The organism is uncultured Rothia sp. (assembly GCF_963544205.1).
Taxonomy (GTDB): Bacteria; Actinomycetota; Actinomycetes; order Actinomycetales; family Micrococcaceae; genus Rothia.
Genome location: NZ_CAUUDY010000009.1, coordinates 56755 through 77943 on the forward strand (window position 1 = coordinate 56755; position 21189 = coordinate 77943).

The following is a 21189-nucleotide window of genomic DNA, read 5'->3' on the forward strand; positions in this document are numbered from 1 at the left end:
ACTAACTAACCCGCGTACCCGCTACCGCGCCGAACCTATGGGAGGTCCGGCGGGCGGGGCGCCAAGATTGAAGGAGAAGCCAATGGCACACGTGTGGCAGGGCGTTATCAATGAGTACCGTGACCGTCTGCCCTTCGCAGACGATGTGAAGGCTGTGACCCTGGGCGAGGGTGGTACCCCGCTGATTCACGCGCCGGCACTGTCTGCTGAGACCGGTAACACCGTTTACCTGAAGTTTGAGGGTATGAACCCGACCGGTTCGTTCAAGGACCGCGGTATGACCAGCGCGATGACCGCCGCTAAGCGTGACGGTGCAAAGGCTGTTGTGTGTGCTTCGACCGGTAACACTTCCGCTTCGGCTGCTGCGTACGCTCTGCAGGCTGGTATGCGCTGTGCAGTGCTGGTTCCGGACGGCAAGATTTCCATGGGTAAGCTGTCTCAGGCGATTGCTCACGGTGCTGACATCATTCAGATTGACGGCAACTTCGACAACTGCCTGGAGATTGCTCGCAAGCTCAGCGAGAACTACCCTGTGTTCCTGGTGAACTCGGTCAACCCTTACCGTATTGAGGGTCAGAAGACCGGTTCGTTCGAGGTTGTTGACACCCTGGGTGACGCTCCCGATTACCACCTGCTGCCGGTTGGTAACGCGGGTAACATCACTGCGTACTGGAAGGGCTACAAGGAGTACTCGGAGCCTTACACCAACCGTGACGGTAAGGTTCTGGAGCCGGTTGCGACCAAGCGTCCGATTATGTGGGGCTTCCAGGCTGCTGGCGCTGCACCGATCGTTGCTGGCCACCCGATTGAGGCACCCGAGACCATTGCGACCGCTATCCGTATCGGTAACCCCGCGTCGTGGGAGAAGGCTGAAGCTGCTCGTGACGAGTCCGGCGGTGTGATTGAGGCTGTGACCGATGAGGAGATTCTGGAGGCGCACCGCTGGCTGTCCTCGCGTGAGGGGGTGTTCGTGGAGCCGGCTTCGGCTGCCGGTGTTGCGGGTCTGCTGAAGAAGCACCGCGCTGGTGAGGCTCCCGAGGGTAAGACCATCGTGATTACCGTGACCGGTCACGGTCTGAAGGACCCGCAGTGGGCTCTTGAGGCTGTTAACGGCGTGAAGGTTGAGCCGACTAAGGCTCCCTTCGATGTGGTTGCTGTGGCAGATATTCTCGATTTGCACTAGTCTGTTTGTATCTATTGTGTGCACTCCGTCCCGGTTTTCGGGGCGGGGTGCACCTGCATGACAGTCCTTTTTGTATCTTTCACCTATTCACTCATTACGTCACCGATCGCGAGGTTCTTCTCATGTCTTCCCTGCATATTTCTGATATTCCGGTGGGCGCGTCCGTTAAGGTTCGCGTTCCCGCTACGAGCGCTAACCTGGGTCCCGGCTATGACAGCATGGGTTTGGGTCTTGGCTTCTATGATGAGCTGGTTGTTGAGCGTATTGAGTCCGGTCTGGAGTTCGAGCTCAGCGGTGAGGGTAGCGCGGATGTTCCTCGCGATGAGAGCCACCTGGTTTTGCAGGCGATGAAGGCTGGTTTCGCGGCGGCTGGTTTGGATGAGCTGCCTCCGGTGAAGCTGATTGCTGATAATAAGATTCCGCATTCTCGCGGTATGGGTTCTTCGGCGTCGGCTATTGTGGCGGGTGTGGCTGCGGCGAGCGGTCTGCTGCCGGAGGAGTACCGCCTGAGCCGTGAGCAGATGCTGCAGGTCGCCTCCGATATGGAGGGCCACCCGGATAACGTGGCTCCGGCGATTTACGGCAACCTGTCGGTGTCCTGGGGCGAGATGGGCAATTGGAAGTCCCTGATTATTCCGGTGCATCCTGATGTTCACCCTGTGGTGGCTGTGCCCGATTATGAGGTGTCGACGAAGCTTGCTCGTTCGCTGATTCCCGCACAGATGCCCCACGTTGAGGCGGTGGCGAACTCGGCTCGCGCGGCGCTGCTGGTGCGCACTCTCTCTGATGCTCCCGAGCACCTGATGGATGCGACCGTGGATTACCTGCATCAGGGTTACCGTGTGACCGCGATGGAGCCGTCGGCTGCGCTGGTGGCGTACCTGCGCGGTCAGGGTTTTGCGGCAGTGATTTCTGGTGCTGGCCCGACCGTTTTGACCTTTGCGCGCGGCGATGAGCAGGTGCAGCAGGTGCAGGAGGCTATTGCCGAGTTCGCTGCGACCCACCCTTGCAGCGCTATCGCGGATCGCCGCCTGAACTGGCGAGTGCTTCCCCTTGAAATTGATACTGAAGGTGTTATAGTTACTCAGTAGGACGTTATTAGTTCGTCCTATGTTGAGGTTCGCCCGTCGTTCAATGTAGACCGTCGATACTATCCTTCGTAACGTACTTCCGTTTCCCCTTATGCCTCAGGTGCTTTGTGTATCTGAGTGGGAGCCGGTAGGGTTCGGGGGAGTGCCTTTGGATTCCACGTCTTTCTTTGTTTCTGACGCATAGGGGAAGACTTTTCTGGGGGTTCGGTTTCGCGGCGGGTGCCCTTTCAAAGTGACCAATCCATCCTCTTCATCTCGTGTAGATGGTTCTTATAGATGATGGTTTGGGCTTGCCCACATTTGTGATAGAGCGCCTTATCTTCCGTGTGTGCTCGCTGTGTCTGAATCAGCGGGTACGGTAAGAGACGCGAACCGCCTCCAGCGCGGTTCGAGGGAGTCGAAGGTGCAGACTGCTGTTTTCTTTCGGCAGTGTCTAAACCTTTGACCGCGCTATAGCGCCCGCCCGATCTTTATTCTGAAGATTTTCAGGGCTTATAACCAAAGGAATTGTAGTTGGCAAAGAATATTGTTGTCACCGATGAGTACGGTACGGCTGCTGCCGCACCGGAACTTGCGAACTTGAAGGTCGCGCAGCTGCGTGTCCTCGCCCAGCAGCTTGGTATCCGCGGCTACCTGAAGTTGAAGAAGGCTGAGCTGGTTCAGGCTCTTGAGGAGCACCAGCGTGGCGGCGCCGTAGCCGCTCCTGCTGCGCCGAAATCTGAAGCACCTAATGCTGAATCCCCCAAGTCTGAAGCACCTGCGGAGGCTCCTGCTGCTGAATCTGCTGATGCTCCCGCTGCTGAGAAGGCTGAGGAGTCTAAGCCTCGCCGTACTCGCCGTACCCGCGCCCAGAAGGACGCCGAGGCGAAGGCAGAGAAGACTGCTGAAATGACCGAAAACGCTGAGTCTGCTGAGGCTCCCGCTGAGGGCGCTGAGAAGAGCGAGAAGGCTGAGAAGCGTACCCGTTCTTCTCGCTATGAGACTCCCGCTCAGAAGCGTGCCCGCGCTCGCCGTGCCGCTGAGGGTGAGGACGCATCAGCTGAGAAGTCCGAGAAGGCTGAAAAGTCTGAGAAGGGCGAGAAGGCTGAGAAGCGTACCCGCCGCACCCGCACCCGTAAGGATGAGAAGCCCGCTGAGCTTCCTCCGCTGGATGTGCGCGCTGAGCTGGCTGCTGAGCGTATTGGTGAGCGTTCGGAGCAGGTTGACCTGCCCGGTAACTCGGCTGAGCTGAAGGCTGCTACCGCTGATGGCACCGCTAGCCTGGACAGCCTGAACGCTGCCCTGGACATGACTTTTGGCACCCCCGACGGTGAGAAGAGCTCGAAGCGTACCCGCACCCGTGAGCGTCGCCGCGACCAGGACGGCGAGCGTACTGAGCGCCGCACTAAGCGTGACCGCCAGGCGGAGCGCGCAGAGCGCAATGCTGAGCGTAGTGAACGTGCCGAGCGTAAGGCTGCTGAGCGTGCAGAACGCGCAGAGCGTGCCGAGCGTACTGAGCGCCGTTCCAAGCGTGACCGCCAGGCTGAGCGTGCTGAGAAGCAGGCTCGCCGCCGCGAGGAGAACGAGCCTCGCCTGAGCGAAGACGATGTGCTGGCACCGATTTCGGGTGTTCTGGATATCCTCGATAACTACGCTTTTGTGCGTACCACCGGCTACCTGCCCGGCACCAACGACGTGTATGTTTCCCTGGCTCAGGTGAAGAAGTACAACCTGCGTAAGGGTGACCACGTGCTCGGCGCGATTCGCGTGCCGCGCGAGGGTGAGTCGAACAACCGCCAGCGTTTCAACGCCCTGGTTCAGGTTGAGGCGATTAACGGTCAGAGCGTAGAAGAGGCAGCTAACCGCCGCGTGTTCTCCAAGCTGACTCCGCTGTACCCCAAGGAGCGTCTGCGCCTGGAGACCACCCCGAAGAAGCTGGGTACCCGCGTGGTTGATCTGGTGTCCCCGATCGGTAAGGGCCAGCGTGGTCTGATTGTGTCCCCGCCGAAGGCGGGTAAGACCCTCATGCTGCAGTCCATTGCGAACGCGATTACCGTGAACAACCCGGACGTGTACCTGATGATGGTCCTGGTCGACGAGCGTCCTGAAGAAGTGACCGATATGCAGCGCACCGTCAAGGGTGAGGTTATTGCCTCGACTTTCGACCGCCCCGCTGAGGATCACACCACTGTTGCTGAGCTGGCTATTGAGCGTGCAAAGCGTATGGTGGAGCTCGGCTACGATGTGGTCGTGCTGCTGGACTCCATGACCCGCCTGGGCCGCGCATACAACCTGGCTGCTCCGGCATCCGGTCGTATCCTGTCCGGTGGTGTGGATTCTGCCGCATTGTACCCGCCGAAGAAGTTCTTCGGTGCGGCCCGCAACATTGAAGAGGGCGGCTCGCTGACCATTCTGGCTACCGCCCTGGTTGAGACCGGCTCGAAGATGGACGAAGTGATCTTCGAAGAGTTCAAGGGCACCGGTAACATGGAGCTGCGCCTGTCCCGTCAGCTGGCGGATAAGCGTATCTTCCCGGCGGTTGATATTAACGCTTCTGGTACTCGCCGCGAGGAGAACCTGCTTTCCCCGGATGAGATTAAGATTATGTGGGGTCTGCGCCGTGCCCTGGCGGGTATGGAGCCCGAGCAGGCTCTGGGCGTTCTGACCAACCAGCTGCGTAAGACTGAAAGCAACGTGGAGTTCCTTCTGACGGTTCAGAAGAACGGTCTGCGTCTGGTCGACTAAGGCTCGTATCTCACGCGCCCCACCTCCTCTTGCGGGTGGGGCGCGTGAGCCGTTCGTTTTGTGCATCCCTGCAAGGGGTGTGAGATGTCTAGTGCCTGCCCGTGCGGCGTAAAGTGCGGGAGATGGAAGAGAGAACAGAATGTTTGAATCTATTCAGGTTCTGCTGGATGAGCACGCTGACCTGCAGAATCAGCTGGCTGACCCCGCCGTGCAGGCGAATCAGGGTAAGGCACGCCGTGTGGGCCGCCGTTACGCGGAACTGACCGGTATTGTGACTGCGTACAACAAGTACACTTCGCTGAAGGATGACCTTGAGGCTGCTCGCGAGATGGCTGATGAGGATCCGGATTTTGCGGCGGAGATTCCCGGCCTGGAGGAGGAGCTGGAGGTTGCTCAGGAGAAGCTGCGCCGCCTGCTGATTCCGCGTGACCCGGATGATGGCCGTAACGTCATTCTTGAAGTGAAGGCTGGTGCCGGTGGTGACGAGGCGGCTCTGTTCGCTGGTGACCTGCTGCGCATGTACATGCGTTACGCCGAGAACAAGGGCTGGAAGACCGAGATTATTTCCTCGACCAGCACCGATGTTGGCGGTTACAAGGACGCCCAGATTGCTATTAAGGGCTCCTCGAATGAGCCTGCTGAGGGTGTGTGGGCGCACCTGAAGTACGAGGGCGGCGTGCACCGCGTGCAGCGTGTGCCGGCGACCGAGTCGCAGGGCCGTATCCACACCTCCGCGGCTGGTGTGCTGGTGTTCCCCGAGGTGGACGAGCCCGAGGAAATCGAGATTAACCAGAACGACCTGAAGATTGACGTGTACCGTTCTTCAGGTCCGGGCGGTCAGTCGGTGAACACCACCGACTCGGCGGTGCGTATTACCCACCTTCCGACCGGTATTGTGGTGGCGATGCAGAATGAGAAGTCTCAGCTGCAGAATCGTGAAGCTGCAATGCGCGTGCTGCGTGCGCGACTGCTGGCTCACCAGCAGGAGCAGATTGACGCTGAGAACGCGGCGCACCGTGCTTCGCAGGTGCGTACTATGGACCGTTCGGAGCGTATCCGTACCTATAACTTCCCGGAGAACCGCATTGCGGATCACCGTACCGGCTACAAGGCGTACAACCTGGATGCTGTGCTGAATGGTGACCTGGAGCCTGTGGTTCAGTCTGCTATTGAGATGGATGAGGCGCACCGCCTCGCTCAGGTGGGCCAGGAGCAGAAGTAATTCTGTACAGAAGTAGGTTCTGTATTTGCTCTTGCTGATTCTTCGGAATCGGCGTGAGATGTTGGTGAGGGGCTCGCCGCTGCGGCGGTGGAGCCCCTCACCTGTATGCGGTGACAGGTTTTGAATCGTTGGGGACTTGAGCCGTTGAAAGACGAGAAGGAGAGCTCATGAAGGTGAATGTGCACGACCCGCGCGGAGAAGAGCTCGCGCAAGTACTCACGCGCGCCACCGCAGCACTAGCGCAGGTACCCAGCCCCCGCGTGGACGCCGAGCTACTCGCCGCGCACCTGCTCTACGACGGCTCACGCTCACGCCTACAGCACGCCGCACTCATGGGGGAGCGGCTCACCCCCGACCAGGTTGCAGAGTACGAGGCGCTGATCGCCCGCCGCGCCCGCCGCGAACCGCTACAGCACATCACCGGCTCCGCTCCCTTCTACCGCCTAGAACTGGCAGTCGGACCGGGCGTGTTCGTACCCCGCCCCGAGACCGAGCTCCTCGTCGAAGAAGCCCTCAAAGTGCTGAGCACACGCGCTGAGCCGGCGACCGGTCCGTTGCGCGTCGTCGATTTGTGCACGGGGTCCGGCGCCATCGCGGCGGCAGTCAAGAGCGAACTACCGAACGCCCAGGTGTTCGCGGTGGAGCTCTCCGAGGACGCCATCCCCTACACCCGCAAGAACCTGGAACCGCTCGGCGTGCACCTGGTTCAGGGGGACGCCCTCACCGCCCTGTCCGAGCTTGCCGGAACCTTCGACGCGGTGCTCTCCAACCCTCCGTACATTCCGCCGGCGAACGTACCCGCCGACCCGGAGGCCGCCCTCCACGACCCGGACATGGCGCTGTACGGCGGGGGAGATGACGGCATGCAGATGCCCTCCGCTATCGCCGCCCGCGCCTTCGAGCTTCTAGCCCCCGGCGGCCTGTTCATCATGGAGCACGACGACACCCAGGAAGAAGCCGTTGCCGAACTCTTGGCACGTCTCGGCTTTGAGGGCTGCTACCCGGTGCGTGACCTGAATAATCGCCCGCGGCATAGCGTCGGTTATAAACCGCACCCACTAGAGCCTTTAAACTAGTAGATGCACCACCTAGCCAGCGCCGGGCTGCGTGAAGGCAACGCGTCCGCCTCCGCAGCAGGCTCAGAGCCGGCGAAATATGGTGAACGCTCGGAAGAACGCTTCCACATGGCGCGTTGTGGATGCCGGCGCCTCGCCGCATCCAGAAAAACATGAGAGAATAAGACCCGTGACTGCAAAGCTGTATCCCGTAACGACTGAAACTGAGACCCGCGAGGCCATCGAGGCTGCCCGCGAGGCGCTGAAGGCGCACGACACGATTGTGATGCCCACCGATACCGTCTACGGTATTGCCGCCGATGCTTTCTCGCATCAGGGCGTTGCCAAGCTGCTGGCAGATAAAGGCCGCGACCGCACCATGCCGCCGCCCGTGCTGATTTTTGATCTTGCTGCGCTCGCCGGCGTGGTGGACGACGTTCCGGACGACATTTACGACCTGGGTGGTCGCTTCTGGCCCGGCGCGCTGACTCTTATTCTTCACGCGTACCCGTCGCTGAGCTGGGATCTGGGTGAGACCCGCGGTACCGTCGCCGTGCGTGTTCCCGATGACGAGTTTGCCCTGAAGCTGCTGACCGAGCACGGTCCGCTGGCGGTTTCGAGCGCGAACAAGACCGGTCATGAAGCTGCACTGGATGCGCAGACCGCCATGGATTCGCTGGGTGAGGATGTTGCCGTGGTGATTGATGGCGGCGCCCGCCCGAAGCCGCTTGAGTCTGAGCCGAATGAGGACGGCGTGGTCGTGGTGACTGAGCGTGACCCGGCACCGTCCACGATTCTGGATTGCACCTCCTTCCCCTACGTGGTGGTTCGTGAGGGCGCGATTCCGGTGGAGGAACTGCGTGAGGTTGTTCCGTCGATTCTGACTCGTGCGGAGGCTGATGCCCAGGCGGCTCGTAAGGTTGAGGAAGCAGAGGCTGCTTCTTCCGCGTCGTCTGAGTCGGCTCCTTCTGAGCGTGCTCTGGACGATCAGGCTGACCTGGATGAGGCGTATGAGCAGTGGGACAGCACCCATACCGTGAGCGGTGAGCCTGCTCGTCGCGCTTCTGCACCGGCTGCTGGTTCTGTTGCGGCGTCCCTGCTGGGCGCTACGTCGACTCTGTCTTCTGCGTTCAGCACTGGCGTGGACCAGGAGCGTGCGCGCGGTTATCGCGATAACACTCCGAAGCCGGTTCGTGCAGATGAGCCGCAGACCCTGCCTGTGCCTGCTGATACTGCTCGTGCTCTGGTCTTTGGCGAGTCGAAGATTGAGACTGCCGCTAAGAGCAAGCCTGCTCAGAGCGAGGCAAAGGCGGCAGAAGCTAAGGCTGAAGACGCTGAGCCTGAGGCAAAGACCGAGCCTGCAAAGACCGAGCAGAAGGACGCCCCGGAGGACCACCTCTAAACCTCTACGCGTGTAAGAGTCCGGCGCATAAAGCTCGGCGCATAAAAACGTATAGGGAACCCCCGATATATCGTTTAGATATATCGGGGGTTCCCTTTTGCTATGAGTCTTACAGATTGCGTGCCCCTAGGTTGTGCGTCTCTACAGGCACGTGCGCAATCTACTTCTTGTCGAAGCGACGGTCCTTCTTCTTGCCCAGTGCGGTGTGGGCGTTGCGCAGTACTTCGCGTACGCGCGGGGTGGGTAGAAGGTTGTTGTCGCGTGCCCAGGAGTCGTCAATACCCTGGCCGAACCACATGACCTCGACCTTACGCACGGAGCCTGCGAACTTGTCGTTCATCAGCTCGGAGACGGTGTAACCTGCCTTGACGGCTGCGCGGCAGAGCCATTCGGGCAGGTGGAGCGGCTTGCGGCGGCCTGCGTCGAGCGTTGCGGAGGCGACGGTTGCGCCTTCCCAGGGCTGCAGGACGATGGTAGGCAGTTCGCCGGGGAAGGTGCCGAGCATGACCACGAATTCTGCGAGGGCGTGCACACTGGAGACGGGCGACTTGCCGGTGCCAGCGCCCGCAACGGAGGCGAAGGGGGAGGATGCCATCTTGGCGAAGAGTTCGGTGGTGCGGCGGCCGCGGCCCTGCACGCTGGTTGCGCGCAGGATGCACAGTTCGGGTGCGCTGTCGGGGTGCTCTTCGAGGAAGTAGTCCTGCAGGTCGAGCAGTGCTTCTTCGCCGAGTGCCTTGGAGAAGGAATAGGCGCTGAACGGGTTGGTCTCTTCGGAAGCGTCGAGTACGAGGCGCGGGCCCTGTACCGCTGCGGAGGAGAGGTGGATGACGCGGCGCACGCCGGTGCGCTGTGCGGCGATTGCGATGACTGCGGGTAGCAGGGCGTTTGCGCCGACGAGCGGGGGTAGGTCCTGCATGTTGGGTGCTGCGAGGCCCGCTGCGTTAACGACGACCTGTGCGCCGGCGAAGGCTTCTGCGAGGGAGTCGATGATGCCTTCAAGCTGGTCTGCTTCGTCGATGATGCTGTCTACGTCGAGGGCGCGAGTTGCGAGTCGAGGTGCCTCAATAGGATCAACGCTGATACCTTCTGCGTTCAGGCGCGCGACGATGGAGGAACCAACGAAGCCGCTGGCGCCAATGACTTTCCACTTGGATTCGGACATCTCTTTTACCTCTCACGAGCCCGCGTACGTTGCGGGGATTTATGGGGTCAGTTCAACTTTCCCATATTTGAACAGTTTATGGGGAATTTGTGGGGTTTTATTCGGTCTCTGGTCGTTTTTTCGTACGGGGTGCACAGCTCAAACACAGGCTGTGAAGCTGTCAGCTTGGCGGATACCCCAAAAGCGTGGGTACGGGTGCGTCCGCTATACGGATAAATCAACTGAATTCGGTTGTTTATCCGTCATAAAAGGCGTCTTTTGGGGTGACAGTTCACCCTCTAGTGGAGACCACAGGTAGAATGTTTTCTTTGAGTGATATATCCACACGGTTGAATACCGGGGGCGTGAGAAACACCAAGAGCGCCCTTATCGGCACGGGTATATTGCGTATCGGCTGATTCAGGCGCATCGCGCCGTGGAGGGAGAACTTATGGCAGAAAAGTACAGTGACGTGACCGCTTTTGCCCAGCCTTCTTCCGAACAGCCTTCTTCTTACGATTCTTCGAACGAGTACCCCCGCACGGTTGCTGTGGTGGTGACCTACAACCGTGAGGACCTGCTGCCGAAGACCCTGGCTGGTATCGCGTCGGGTGAGCGTGTGCCTACGGCGGTGGTGATTGTTGATAACGCCTCCACGGACGGCACCGCCGAGTATCTGCGCACCCTGGACTATGAGCTGCCGGTGGATTGCATCCGTCTGGAGAGCAATATGGGCGGCGCTGGCGGCTTTGCGGTGGGCATTGACCGTGCCCTGGAACGCCACAACCCGGATTTGGTGTGGGTGATGGATGATGACACCGAGCCGACCGAGAACACCCTGTCGGAGGCGGTTGCCGCCTGGCTGAACTATTCGCCGGTGCCTTCGCGGCGTCCCGCGGTGGTGGCGTCTCGTGTGGTGTGGACGAACGGCGAGGACCACCCGATGAACACCCCGCGCACCATGTTTGCGGCGGGGGAGCAGCGTCATGCTCGTGCACAGGCTGTGGGCGCCCGCCCGATTCGTAGCGCCTCGTTCGTGTCGATTCTGATGGATGCGCAGGCGATTCGCCGCAACGGTGGCCTGCCGATTGCTGAGTTCTTCATCTGGAATGACGACTTCGAGTTTTCGACCCGTCTGATTCATCACCGCGACGGCATTGCGGTGCCGTCCTCTGTGGCTAAGCACCACACGAAGACGTTTGGTACGACGAACGCCAACCCCGGCCCGCGTTTCTATAACGATGTGCGCAATAAGCTGTGGGTTTTCACCCGTTCGCGTACCCTGAACCCGCTGGAGAAGCTGCTCTATGGTGGCTCGTCGGCGCGTCTGTGGATTTCTACTGTGCTGCGCACTGATGACCGCCGCACCTACCTGGGGTATTTCCTCAACGGTGTGCGTGACGGTTTGCGGGCACCCACCCCGAACCGCCAGGTGCTTGAGGGTATTTACCCGCTGACTTTCCCCGGCCGCTACGGTGTGCCGGCTACTGCTAACGCCGTTGAGTCTGAGAAGGCGCGCGGTTGCGTGAGCTCTGCACCCGATTTCTCGGTGTTGATGAGCGTGTACGCGAAGGAGAATCCCGCGTACCTGGAGCAGGCGTTGGAGTCGAATCTGCTGAACCAGACTCTGCGTCCTTCGGAACTGGTTTTGGTGAAGGATGGTCCGCTGACCCCCGAGCTGGATGCCGTGGTGGACCGCTGGGTTCAGCGTGCCGAGAACCTGGATTGCCCGCCGATTCAGGTGGTGGAGCTGGCTCAGAACGTTGGTTTGGCGGAGGCGCTGAATGCCGGTCTGCAGGCGTGCACCTACGAGCTGGTGGCTCGTGCTGATTCTGATGACCTGTCCGAGCCGACTCGTTTTGCCCGTCTGATTCCTGCCCTGGTTGAGGGCGGCTACACGGTACTGGGCTCTGCCATGCTTGAGGTGAACGAAAGCAATACGGCGGTGGAGTCGACCCGCGAGGCGATTGTTGATTCCGAGCGTCTGCTCAACGCAATGGATTCGCGCAACCCGATTTATCACCCGTCGGTGGCGTTCGTGAAGAGCGCCGTGCAGCAGCTGGGCGGCTACGAGTTCGTGCCCGGCGCTGAGGATTGGTGGCTGTGGATGCGTCTGCGCGATGCCGGCTACCGTCTGGGCAATATCCCTGATGCACTGGTGCGTTATCGCGTGGGTGCGGGCGCGTACACGAAGCGTGGGGGAGTGGACGCCTGGTTGCAGGATCTGGCGATTCAGCGTCGCCTGTACACCGGTCACGGTATTTCTAAGCTTCAGTGGGCTCAGAACATGGCGGTGCGTAGTGTGTACCGTTTTGTGCCTGAGCAGGCGCGCCGTTCGGCGTTTCGTGCGTTGTCGTCGTTGACGGCTCGCGCTTCTTCTCGTTCTTCTGGTACCGCATCTGAAGGAGGCATGTAGTGGCTCAGTTGAAACCTCACGCTCATGTGGTGATGAAGAAGGCGGCTCAGCGTGGCACGCTGGTGACGGAGGGCGACTCCGGCACAATGCTGGTGAACCGCCTCTACGAGCGTAAGCCGTGGTGGCTGATTGCGCAGGCTCTGATTGATTCGAGCGCGTGGCTGCTGGCGGTTTTGTTCGCGTACATGCTCCGCTATAGTGTGCTGCTCAGTAACGGTTCGGTGTTCGATATTATTCACCCGGCGTCGTTGGCGATGACCGCTACTTTGGCTGTGGTGTTGCACCTGGTCATTGGTTTGGCGGGCGTGAAGATTTATAACGGCGTGTACTCTTATGGCTCGTTTGACGAGTCGTGGCGTGCCGGTGCGGCTGCTTTGAGCGCGGGCGCGGCGTTGACGATTTTCTCCTTTGTGGATGAGCTGCTGGGCCTGCCTCATATTCCGCATAGTGTGCCTGCGATTGCGGCGGCGTTTAGCCTGATTATGATGGCGGGCGCTCGCATGGCGAAGCGCGTCTATACTGAGCGCGGCGCGGTGCGTGAGCTGACCGGCGAGCCCGTGATTGTGTACGGTGCCGGTTTTATTGGCGGCATGGTCATGGATTCGATGCTGCATGATGAGGAGGCGAAGCTTCGCCCGGTTGCGGTCTTCGATGATGACCAGCTCAAGGCTGGTACGAAGTTCCACGGCATTTCGGTGATTACGACCTACCGTGAGCTGGAGCAGGCGATTCGTGAGTCGGGTACCCGTAAGATTCTGGTGACGATTTCGGATATGTCGGAGGATTATTTCGAGTCCTTCTGCAACCGCATGCGTAAGCTTAAGGTTGAGGTTCAGCGTATTAGCAGTGCGAATGCTCGCCTGATGGGTGAGCGTCTGATTACCGCGAGCGATAACGACCTGATGCGCGTGATTCGTGGCGAGATTAACTACGATATTGACCGCGATATTCTGCGTTCGTACCTGCACGGTAAGCGAGTGCTGGTGACCGGCGCGGGCGGTTCGATTGGTTCGGAGCTGTGCCGTCAGATTAGCGAGTTTGAGCCTGAGACCCTCATGATGCTTGATCATGATGAGACTCTGCTGATGGAGACGAAGGTTTCGATTACTCACGAGTCGAGCCTGGATGATGACCGCATCATTCTGGCTGATATTCGTGAGGGCGATAACCTGCTGGAGATTTTCCGTCAGCGTCGCCCCGAGGTGGTGTTCCACGCTGCAGCGCTGAAGCATGTGTCGGCGCTGGAGGCGTACCCGCAGGAGGCGTGGAAGACGAACTCTCTGGGCACCCTCAACGTGCTGCGTGCCGCGGAGGCGGTGGGCGTGAAGACCTTTGTGAACGTTTCGACCGATAAGGCTGCTGATCCGAAGACTGCGCTGGGTCAGTCTAAGCGTGTGGCCGAGCGCCTGACCGCGTACTTTGGCGAGAAGACCAGCAACACCTACGTGTCGGTTCGTTTCGGTAACGTGTTTGGTTCGCGCGGTTCGATTAAGCCGCTCTTTACGAAGCAGATCCTCTCGGGTGGTCCGATTACCCTGACGGATAAGCGCGCGACCCGTTACTTCATGCTGATTACCGATGCCTGCCTGCTGGTGATGCTTGCCGGTGCGATTGGTCGCCCCGGTGAGGTCATGGTGCTGGATATGGGCCAGCCGGTCAAGATTCTGGACGTTGCCAAGGCGATGCGCCAGGCGTATGAGCGGTATGACGTGGAGATCAAGGAGATTGGTCTTCGCAAGGGTGAGAAGCTGGATGAGACTCTCTTCGGCGGTACCGAGAAGCTGGTACCTAGCGAGGAGAACCGGTATATTTCCCGGTCGAGTGCCCCGGCACTTGATCCTGATGAGCTCGATTATGAGCGGTGGATTCAGAACTATCGGGAGCATAGTGGCTATGAGCGTCATGGCCTGGAGCGTGCCCCGGATCCGCGTACTTTGGCGGATGCACAGACGTTCTAATCTTTGCGGAAAGACACCGGATGCTGCACTTGCGTGGCAGGTGCGGTATCCGGTGTTTTCTCTTTTCTCTCGCTGTTGGGCGCGGGGTGAATGGAGCATATGGAGAGATTCTGTAACGTTGAGCCCCGGGCTACTGAAGAGTTCTATAGAATACGAAGTAAACACACACTACGCACACATCGTCCCTCAGCCGCGATTCTGGAGTTTGTGTCCAGAGGTAGCGGCGCCAATGCCTTGGAGCTGGTATGACCTCCTTTTCTGAGCTGTTGAGCATTTTTGCTCTTGCTTTTGTTTTGGGTGCCCTTTTGCCGTTTGCGGTGCGCCCAATTTTGCACCGCTACAACATGGTGGATGTTCCTAATGAGCGTTCTTCGCATACTGCTCCGACGTACCGCGGTATGGGTTTGGCGACTGCTGCGGCGACCTTTGTGGCGTTTGTGGTGGCTACTTTGTTTGGTTGGACGTACCGTTCTCCTGAGTCTTTGCAGCTGGCGGTGACGATTGCTGTGGCGATTCTGTGTGCTCTTGCCCTGGGTTGGCTTGAGGATATTCGTGGCGTGAGCATTGTGCGTCGTGCGGGTCTGCAGCTGGTGATTGGTGTGCTGGTGAGCGTGAGCTTCGCGACGGTGCAGGGTACGAATGTTCTGCTGCTGGTTCTGGGCGCGATTTTTATTGCCGGCTACATTAACGTGGCGAACTTTATGGACGGAATTAACGGTATTTCTGGTGCTCACGGTCTGGTGGCTGGTCTGGCGTATACGTTGACCGGCTGGATGGTGAACCTGCCCTGGCTGGCTCTGGCTGGTGTGGCTGTTGCCGGTGCTTTTGCGGCGTTCTTGCCGTGGAATGTGCGCCCGGGTAAGAACGTGTTTTTGGGCGATGCTGGTTCTTATGTTTTGGGCGCGGCGCTGGGCTCTTTGGCTGTGGGTGCGTGGTTCGCGGATGTTCCGTTCCTGCTGGCTTTTGCCCCGCTGATGACCTACCTGGCGGATGCGGGTACGACTCTGTTCCGTCGTTTTATGGCGGGGGAGCAGTGGTACAAGCCGCACCGTACTCACACGTATCAGCGTCTGACGGATGTTGGTTTCAGCCATCTGGGCTCGACCGCCGTCGTGACGGGTACGACCATTCTGGTGTGGGTGCTACTGGCGTTTGCGTCTGACCTGTATGCTTCGGGTGCCGTGGTGGCGACTGTGGGCGTGATGGTGGTGGCTCTTGCCGTGTTGGTGGTGTATCTGCGTATGCCGCAGCTCTTCGGCGGTGAGGCTCCTACGTCTACGATTGACCTGTCGAAGCGTTTTGCGACGGAGTCGAAGGGCTCGGCGCCGAAGGCGAAGCCCACTGCGTCCGACCTTGCTACTGATTCTTTGGCATCTGCTACTGGTGTTCCGGCAACTCCTGAGAAGGTTGAGCCGACCTCGCTGCATCCGGAGCCGATTATGCCGGACTCCGTGAAGGATCGTGCGGGTCTGCCTTCTTCTGTTTCCTCTTCTTCGGCTCAGTCGAATCAGAATCGTGGGGAGAAACACTAATGGCTTCTGAACACTCTAAACCTTCGGTTGAGGCTTCCGTAGAGCCTCTCTGGAGGCATGTGGTCGACGTTCTGTGGTATCCGCCGGCGGAACGTATGAGGCAGCAGAAACGCCGCCGAGAGCGTGCTCAAGCAGGTCTGAAGGCCTCTTCTTTCGAGAGTCAAGAGCTTTCCTGGAAATTTTTGTTCTACAGAGTATCGGCTTACTCTCTGCTGGCTTGGTTGGGCGGTATGATGAGTGCGTACCTGTTTGCGGGTCCTGTGGGCGCGCTAGGAATAACATTGGGCTTTCTGATAATCTATATATGCTTCACTCTGGGCGTATTAGTTATGTTGGTTGCTCCCATTTTCGACTGGGGTGTACCCAAATCGCTGGTGGTGAGCTACCTCGTGAAGATTGCTCTGCTCGGTCTGGTATTGATGTTTGTGCCATTCCCCGAGAATCTGAGGCACGGTTGGACTCTCGCAGGCGCATGTACCGGCGTGATTCTGTGGATTGTTATTGAAACAGTCAGCATCGCACGACTGAGAATTTTGTACTTCGACACCGACTCGGAAGACCATGGTCGGTAACACGATTGGTGTTTGAAAGGAAAAACGTTTGGCCGAAGAGAAGAAATGGTGGGACGGAGATAAAAAGCTCCGCACCACCGGAGAATTGGTATCTGACGGAGGTCTCTCCGGCGCAGTCATGTCGATTCTCTATCTGATCATCGGTGTAGCAGTGTGGGGAGGCATCGGTTACCTCGGTGACCTGGTCTTCTCCACCACCTGGCTGGTGTGGGTTGGCGTCTTGATTGGCGCCGTCGGAGGTTTGACCCTCGTCTTTACCCACATGACCAGGCAGAATAAAGACCGCTAGGTCATTGAACGCGGACCGCCAGGTCACACATTCATCCATGTAGTTAGCATGTCAGTCGTTTATAGGCAGACATGGGCTCTTGATAGCCACTAGCAGCAAGAAAGGACTTGCTTTGATCGAGAACGGGTTGATCCTCGCGGAAGCCTATGTGCCGCCGACCCCTGAAGACATGCATCTGCCCCCCTTCTTCACCATTGGTGATTTCGCTTTCGGTAAGCAGAACGTACTGATTCTGCTGTCCGTGGTGATTATTGCGGTCTTCTTCCTCACCGCAGCACGCAAGCGTGCCATGGTTCCCGGCAAGACTCAGTTCATCGCTGAATCCGGCTACATGTTTGCTCGTAACTCCCTCGGCAAGGAAACCCTGGGCGTTCAGCACTACAAGCCTTTCGTGCCGATTCTGTTCGCCTCCTTCTTCTTCGTTCTGGTGAACAACCTCTTCGGTTCGATTCCGTTCGTTCAGCTGCCCTCCTTCTCCCACCCCGGTAGCGCCTACGCACTGGCTGGCGTGGCATACCTGACCTGGGTTGGTGTTGGTATCAAGCGCAAGGGCCTGGGCGGCTTCTTCAAGGACATCACCATGCCTTCGGGTCTGCCGGTCTGGATCTACCCCATCCTGATCCCGATCGAGTTCTTCTCGAACCTGCTGATTCGTCCCGCAACTCACGCACTGCGTCTCTTTGCGACCATGTTCGGTGGTCACCTGGCGCTGATGGTTGCATCCAGCATGGTGACCTACATGGTTGAGACCCTGGGCGGCATCGGCTACCTGGCTGCTATTGCTCCCGGTGCTCTGGGCATGTTCCTGTACTTCCTGGAATTCATGATTCAGTGCATCCAGGCTTATGTGTTCGCTCTGCTGCTGGCTGTGTACCTGCAGGGCTCGGTTTCCGAGGGACACTAAACTCTCTAGTTTTTTAGGTTTTCGCGTTCGTCATTGGGCGTGAATAAAGCAACCCACACGTTCACTGTGCGGGCTATTAACTCAAATCAAACTCTGTTCGGTCCGGGTATGTTCCCGGTCGAGCACTGTTGAAAGGAAAAATAATGGTTGGTTCCATCACTGCGGTTGGCTACGGTCTGGCAGCTATCGGCGGCGGCATCGGCGTGGGTCTGATCTTCGCGGCATACATGACCAGCGTTGCTCGTCAGCCCGAGTCCCAGAAGACCCTGCAGCCCATGCTGTTCCTGGGCTTCGCACTGGTCGAGGCACTGGCAATTCTGGGCCTGGTTCTCGTCTTCATCAAGTAACCGGCTCTGCCACATCCTAAACGACCCATCCCATAGAACAGGATTCCCTCCATGATTTATCTGGCAAGCGAAGGGGGAGCGGAGGCAACTTCGAACCCCCTGATTCCCGACGTCGGGGAAATTGTCATTACCCTCATCGGATTCCTGATCCTCTACTACATCGTTGCTAAGTACGTTGTCCCGGCGTTCGAGAAGATCTACCAGGACCGTAAGGAAGCAATCGAAGGTGGCCTTGCCAAGGCCGAGAAGGCACAGGCAGAGGCTGCAGCGGCTCGCGATGAGTACACCCAGCAGCTCGAAAGCGCTCGACTGGAGGCTCAGAAGATTCGTGAAGAGGCACGCGCAGAGGGCGAGGCAATCATTGCCGATGCTCGCGAGCGTGCAACCGCTGAGGCTCAGCGCATTAGCGATAATGCAGCAAAGGCTATCGAGGCAGAGCGTGCGGCAGCAGCAGTGTCCCTCCGTTCCGAGGTTGGCACTCTTGCTACCACCCTTGCCGGCAAGATTGTGGGCGAAGCCCTCAACGATGATGAGCGATCGGCCCGTGTGGTAGATCGTTTTCTTGCTGACCTTGAAACCGAGAAGCAGAACGCAGGTGCGGCTCGGTAATGGCAGGAGTATCTACTGAATCACTGAGCAAGGTGGAAGAGGTGCTGGAAGCTCACGCTTCCCTGCAGCCCCTGAACCTGGCGAGCGAGCTTTTCGCTGTGGTTGATGTTCTCGACCACAACGGCACCCTGCGCCGTGCTGTCACCGATTCTTCGCGTGATGCAGCAGCACGTCAGGGTATCGCTAACACCGTCTTCGGCGGCAAGATCTCTTCTCAGGCTATGGCTGTTCTCACCAACGCGGTGGCTCAGCGCTGGTCGGATGACGCAGATCTGGCGAACGCCCTGGAGCGTGCAGCAGTGCTCGCCGTGACCGCATCGGCTCAGTCTCGCGGTGGCGTGGACGCCCTGGACGAGGTTCTCAACGAACTACTCACCTTTGTGCGTACCGTTGATTCCAACGCTCAGGCGCAGGAAGCGCTGTCCGACCATCAGGCAAGCAAAGAAGCAAAGAAGAAGCTCGCCGTGGCGCTCGGTGGCCCCGCCACCACCGCCGAAGGTGTGCTTCTGCTCGAACGAGTTGGCTCCAACCCCCGCGGCCGTCACGCTGCACGGGTAGCCGATGAGTTCGCAGAAATCATCGTCACGCGACAGAACCGTTACATTGCGCGAGTAACTAGCGCGATTGCGCTGTCGCAGGCACAGCTTGAACGTCTCGGTCGCGCGCTCAACGCCGTGTACGGCCGTGAGCTGAAGCTCGACGTTTCGGTGGACCCCGCCGTTCTTGGCGGTCTGCGTGTTCAGGTGGGCGACGAGGTGATCGACGGTACCGTCGAGACCCGCATGTCCGATCTGACTCGTTCCATCGGCTAGCGGCTCAAGCTAGCGACGCTGAACCGTTCGTCGCAACGGTGATTTAGAAGATACCTCGGGTAGCGGGTGCGTGGCTGATGCCTCCTTCGCAGAAGTGGCGGCATTGCCCGCCCGTTCAACCCGAATTGCAAGTTTCGGTTGGTTCCGTTGACGGAACGCAACCACAATGAGAGAGCAGGGACACAAGATGGCCGAACTGACCATCAATGCCGACGATGTCCGTAATGCGCTGAACGAGTTTGCAGCGTCTTACGAACCCGGCAATGCAGAACGTGTTGAGGTGGGTCGAGTTGTATCGGCCTCCGACGGTATCGCTCGTGTCGAGGGTCTTCCCTCGGTTATGGCGAATGAGCTGCTTCGTTTCGAAGACGGCACCCTCGGCCTCGCACAGAACCTGGATACCCGCAATATTGGTGTGATTGTCCTGGGTGACTTCACCGGTATTGAAGAGGGCCAGGTCGTACACCGCACCGGTGAGGTCCTCTCGGTGCCCGTGGGCGACGCGTACCTCGGTCGCGTTGTTGACCCCCTCGGTAACCCGATTGATGACCTGGGCCCCATTGAGGCTGAAGGTCGCCGCGCACTGGAGCTGCAGGCTCCCGGCGTGACCCAGCGTAAGTCGGTTCACGAACCGCTGCAGACCGGCCTGAAGGCAATCGACTCGATGATTCCGATTGGTCGCGGTCAGCGTCAGCTGATCATTGGTGACCGCCAGACCGGTAAGACCGCTATCGCGATCGACACCATTCTGAACCAGAAGGACAACTGGGCTTCCGGCGACCCCGAGAAGCAGGTTCGATGCATCTACGTGGCTGTCGGCCAGAAGGCATCCACCATTGCAGCTGTCCGCCACACCCTTGAGACTCGCGGCGCGCTGGAGTACACCACCATCGTGGCATCTCCCGCATCCGACGCAGCAGGCTTCAAGTACCTGGCACCCTACACCGGTTCGGCTATCGGCCAGCACTGGATGTACGGTGGCAAGCACGTCCTCATCATCTTCGACGACCTGTCGAAGCAGGCAGAAGCATACCGCGCTGTGTCCCTGCTGCTGCGCCGCCCGCCGGGACGTGAAGCATACCCCGGTGACGTCTTCTACCTGCACTCCCGCCTGCTGGAGCGTTGCGCTAAGCTCTCTGACGACCTCGGCGCAGGTTCGATGACCGGCTTCCCGATCATTGAGACCAAGGCAAACGACGTTTCCGCCTTCATTCCGACCAACGTCATCTCCATTACTGACGGCCAGATCTTCCTGCAGTCCGACCTGTTCAACGCTAACCAGCGTCCGGCAGTCGACGTCGGTATCTCCGTCTCCCGTGTTGGTGGTGCCGCACAGACCAAGGCTATGAAGAAGGTCTCCGGTACCCTGAAGCTGGAGCTGGCACAGTACCGTGCAATGGAAGCGTTCGCAATGTTCGCATCCGACCTGGACGACGCTACCAAGGCACAGCTGACCCGCGGTTCTCGCCTGACCGAGCTGCTGCGTCAGCCGCAGTACACCCCGTACGCAGTTGAAGAGCAGGTTGTCTCCATTTGGGCTGGTACCTCCGGTCACCTCGACGACATCGAGGTTTCCGACGTGCTGCGCTTCGAGGAAGGCTTCATCGAGTACCTGCGTCACAAGACCTCGGTACTGACCGATATCGCTTCCTCCGGCAAGCTTGAGGATGACACCGTTGCCGCGCTGAAGACCGCAGTTGCTGACTTCAAGCAGGGTTTCAAGTCTGAGGGCAGCAGCCACCTCGTCGACGCAGGTCACGAGGAGCACAAGGCAGCTCGCGATAGCGACATCACTCAGGAAACCATCGGTTAGCGATTAGTCCTCGCCTTCTCCCCGCCTCAGCTATGAGGCTGGGGCGGGGCAGAAAGCAAGGAGAAAGGAAGCTCTATGGGAGCCCAGATTAGGGTTTACCGACAGAAGATTGCTTCGAC

17 protein-coding genes are annotated in these 21189 nt (G+C 59.2%); 16 read left to right on the forward strand and 1 reads right to left on the reverse strand.

Features of this window, described 5'->3' with window-relative positions:
* Positions 1-82: 82 nt before the first annotated feature.
* The 6 genes from thrC (at position 83) to RWZ58_RS06050 (ending at position 8677) form a co-directional block, all read left to right on the forward strand.
* A complete protein-coding gene (gene thrC / locus RWZ58_RS06025) occupies positions 83-1183 on the forward strand; it encodes a threonine synthase (RefSeq protein ID WP_005507788.1) in 1101 nt (366 codons plus the stop codon).
* Between the two features lie 122 nt (positions 1184-1305).
* On the forward strand, positions 1306-2274 hold the full coding sequence (gene thrB / locus RWZ58_RS06030) for a homoserine kinase (RefSeq protein ID WP_314658012.1): 969 nt from the start codon (positions 1306-1308) through the stop codon (positions 2272-2274).
* Between the two features lie 513 nt (positions 2275-2787).
* A complete protein-coding gene (rho, locus tag RWZ58_RS06035; RefSeq protein ID WP_314658013.1) occupies positions 2788-4998 on the forward strand; it encodes a transcription termination factor Rho in 2211 nt (736 codons plus the stop codon).
* Positions 4999-5137: 139 nt separating this feature from the next.
* Positions 5138-6220 (forward strand): peptide chain release factor 1, encoded by a 1083-nt coding sequence (gene prfA, locus RWZ58_RS06040; RefSeq protein WP_049337341.1) that lies wholly within the window; start codon positions 5138-5140, stop codon positions 6218-6220.
* A gap of 167 nt (positions 6221-6387) precedes the next feature.
* Positions 6388-7296: a peptide chain release factor N(5)-glutamine methyltransferase gene (gene prmC, locus RWZ58_RS06045; protein ID WP_049354855.1), complete on the forward strand. Its 909-nt coding sequence runs from the start codon at positions 6388-6390 to the stop codon at positions 7294-7296.
* A gap of 169 nt (positions 7297-7465) precedes the next feature.
* Positions 7466-8677: an L-threonylcarbamoyladenylate synthase gene (locus tag RWZ58_RS06050; RefSeq protein WP_314658014.1), complete on the forward strand. Its 1212-nt coding sequence runs from the start codon at positions 7466-7468 to the stop codon at positions 8675-8677.
* A gap of 160 nt (positions 8678-8837) precedes the next feature.
* On the opposite strand, the gene RWZ58_RS06055 is transcribed toward RWZ58_RS06050, so the two are convergent.
* On the reverse strand, positions 8838-9839 hold the full coding sequence (locus RWZ58_RS06055; protein WP_070634426.1) for an NAD(P)-dependent oxidoreductase: 1002 nt from the start codon (positions 9837-9839) through the stop codon (positions 8838-8840).
* Positions 9840-10269: 430 nt separating this feature from the next.
* On the opposite strand from RWZ58_RS06055, the gene RWZ58_RS06060 reads away from it, so the two are divergent.
* The 10 genes from RWZ58_RS06060 (at position 10270) to atpA (ending at position 21070) form a co-directional block, all read left to right on the forward strand.
* On the forward strand, positions 10270-12234 hold the full coding sequence (locus RWZ58_RS06060; protein WP_314658015.1) for a glycosyltransferase: 1965 nt from the start codon (positions 10270-10272) through the stop codon (positions 12232-12234).
* Positions 12234-14192 carry a polysaccharide biosynthesis protein gene (locus RWZ58_RS06065; protein WP_314658016.1) on the forward strand — a complete coding sequence of 653 codons (1959 nt, stop codon included), beginning with the start codon at positions 12234-12236 and terminating at the stop codon, positions 14190-14192. Before RWZ58_RS06060 ends, RWZ58_RS06065 begins: the two co-directional genes overlap by 1 nt.
* A gap of 245 nt (positions 14193-14437) precedes the next feature.
* Positions 14438-15724 carry a glycosyltransferase family 4 protein gene (locus RWZ58_RS06070; protein WP_314658017.1) on the forward strand — a complete coding sequence of 429 codons (1287 nt, stop codon included), beginning with the start codon at positions 14438-14440 and terminating at the stop codon, positions 15722-15724.
* Complete coding sequence (locus RWZ58_RS06075; RefSeq protein ID WP_070629494.1) at positions 15724-16296, forward strand: hypothetical protein; 573 nt, start codon at positions 15724-15726, stop codon at positions 16294-16296. Before RWZ58_RS06070 ends, RWZ58_RS06075 begins: the two co-directional genes overlap by 1 nt.
* A gap of 28 nt (positions 16297-16324) precedes the next feature.
* Positions 16325-16585, forward strand: a complete 261-nt coding sequence (locus RWZ58_RS06080) for a hypothetical protein (RefSeq protein ID WP_005506464.1) — start codon at positions 16325-16327, stop codon at positions 16583-16585.
* A 112-nt stretch (positions 16586-16697) separates the two neighbouring features.
* The gene (gene atpB / locus RWZ58_RS06085) at positions 16698-17489 is read left to right on the forward strand and encodes a F0F1 ATP synthase subunit A (RefSeq protein WP_005507804.1); all 792 of its coding nucleotides are present in this window, start codon (positions 16698-16700) and stop codon (positions 17487-17489) included.
* A 143-nt stretch (positions 17490-17632) separates the two neighbouring features.
* Positions 17633-17836: an ATP synthase F0 subunit C gene (gene atpE, locus RWZ58_RS06090; RefSeq protein ID WP_005506461.1), complete on the forward strand. Its 204-nt coding sequence runs from the start codon at positions 17633-17635 to the stop codon at positions 17834-17836.
* A gap of 51 nt (positions 17837-17887) precedes the next feature.
* The gene (locus RWZ58_RS06095) at positions 17888-18445 is read left to right on the forward strand and encodes a F0F1 ATP synthase subunit B (protein WP_049326923.1); all 558 of its coding nucleotides are present in this window, start codon (positions 17888-17890) and stop codon (positions 18443-18445) included.
* Positions 18445-19257 carry a F0F1 ATP synthase subunit delta gene (locus tag RWZ58_RS06100; RefSeq protein ID WP_049354850.1) on the forward strand — a complete coding sequence of 271 codons (813 nt, stop codon included), beginning with the start codon at positions 18445-18447 and terminating at the stop codon, positions 19255-19257. The genes RWZ58_RS06095 and RWZ58_RS06100 overlap by 1 nt, the downstream gene beginning before the upstream one ends.
* A 187-nt stretch (positions 19258-19444) precedes the next feature.
* A complete protein-coding gene (gene atpA / locus RWZ58_RS06105; RefSeq protein WP_314075905.1) occupies positions 19445-21070 on the forward strand; it encodes a F0F1 ATP synthase subunit alpha in 1626 nt (541 codons plus the stop codon).
* Positions 21071-21189 lie beyond the last annotated feature (119 nt).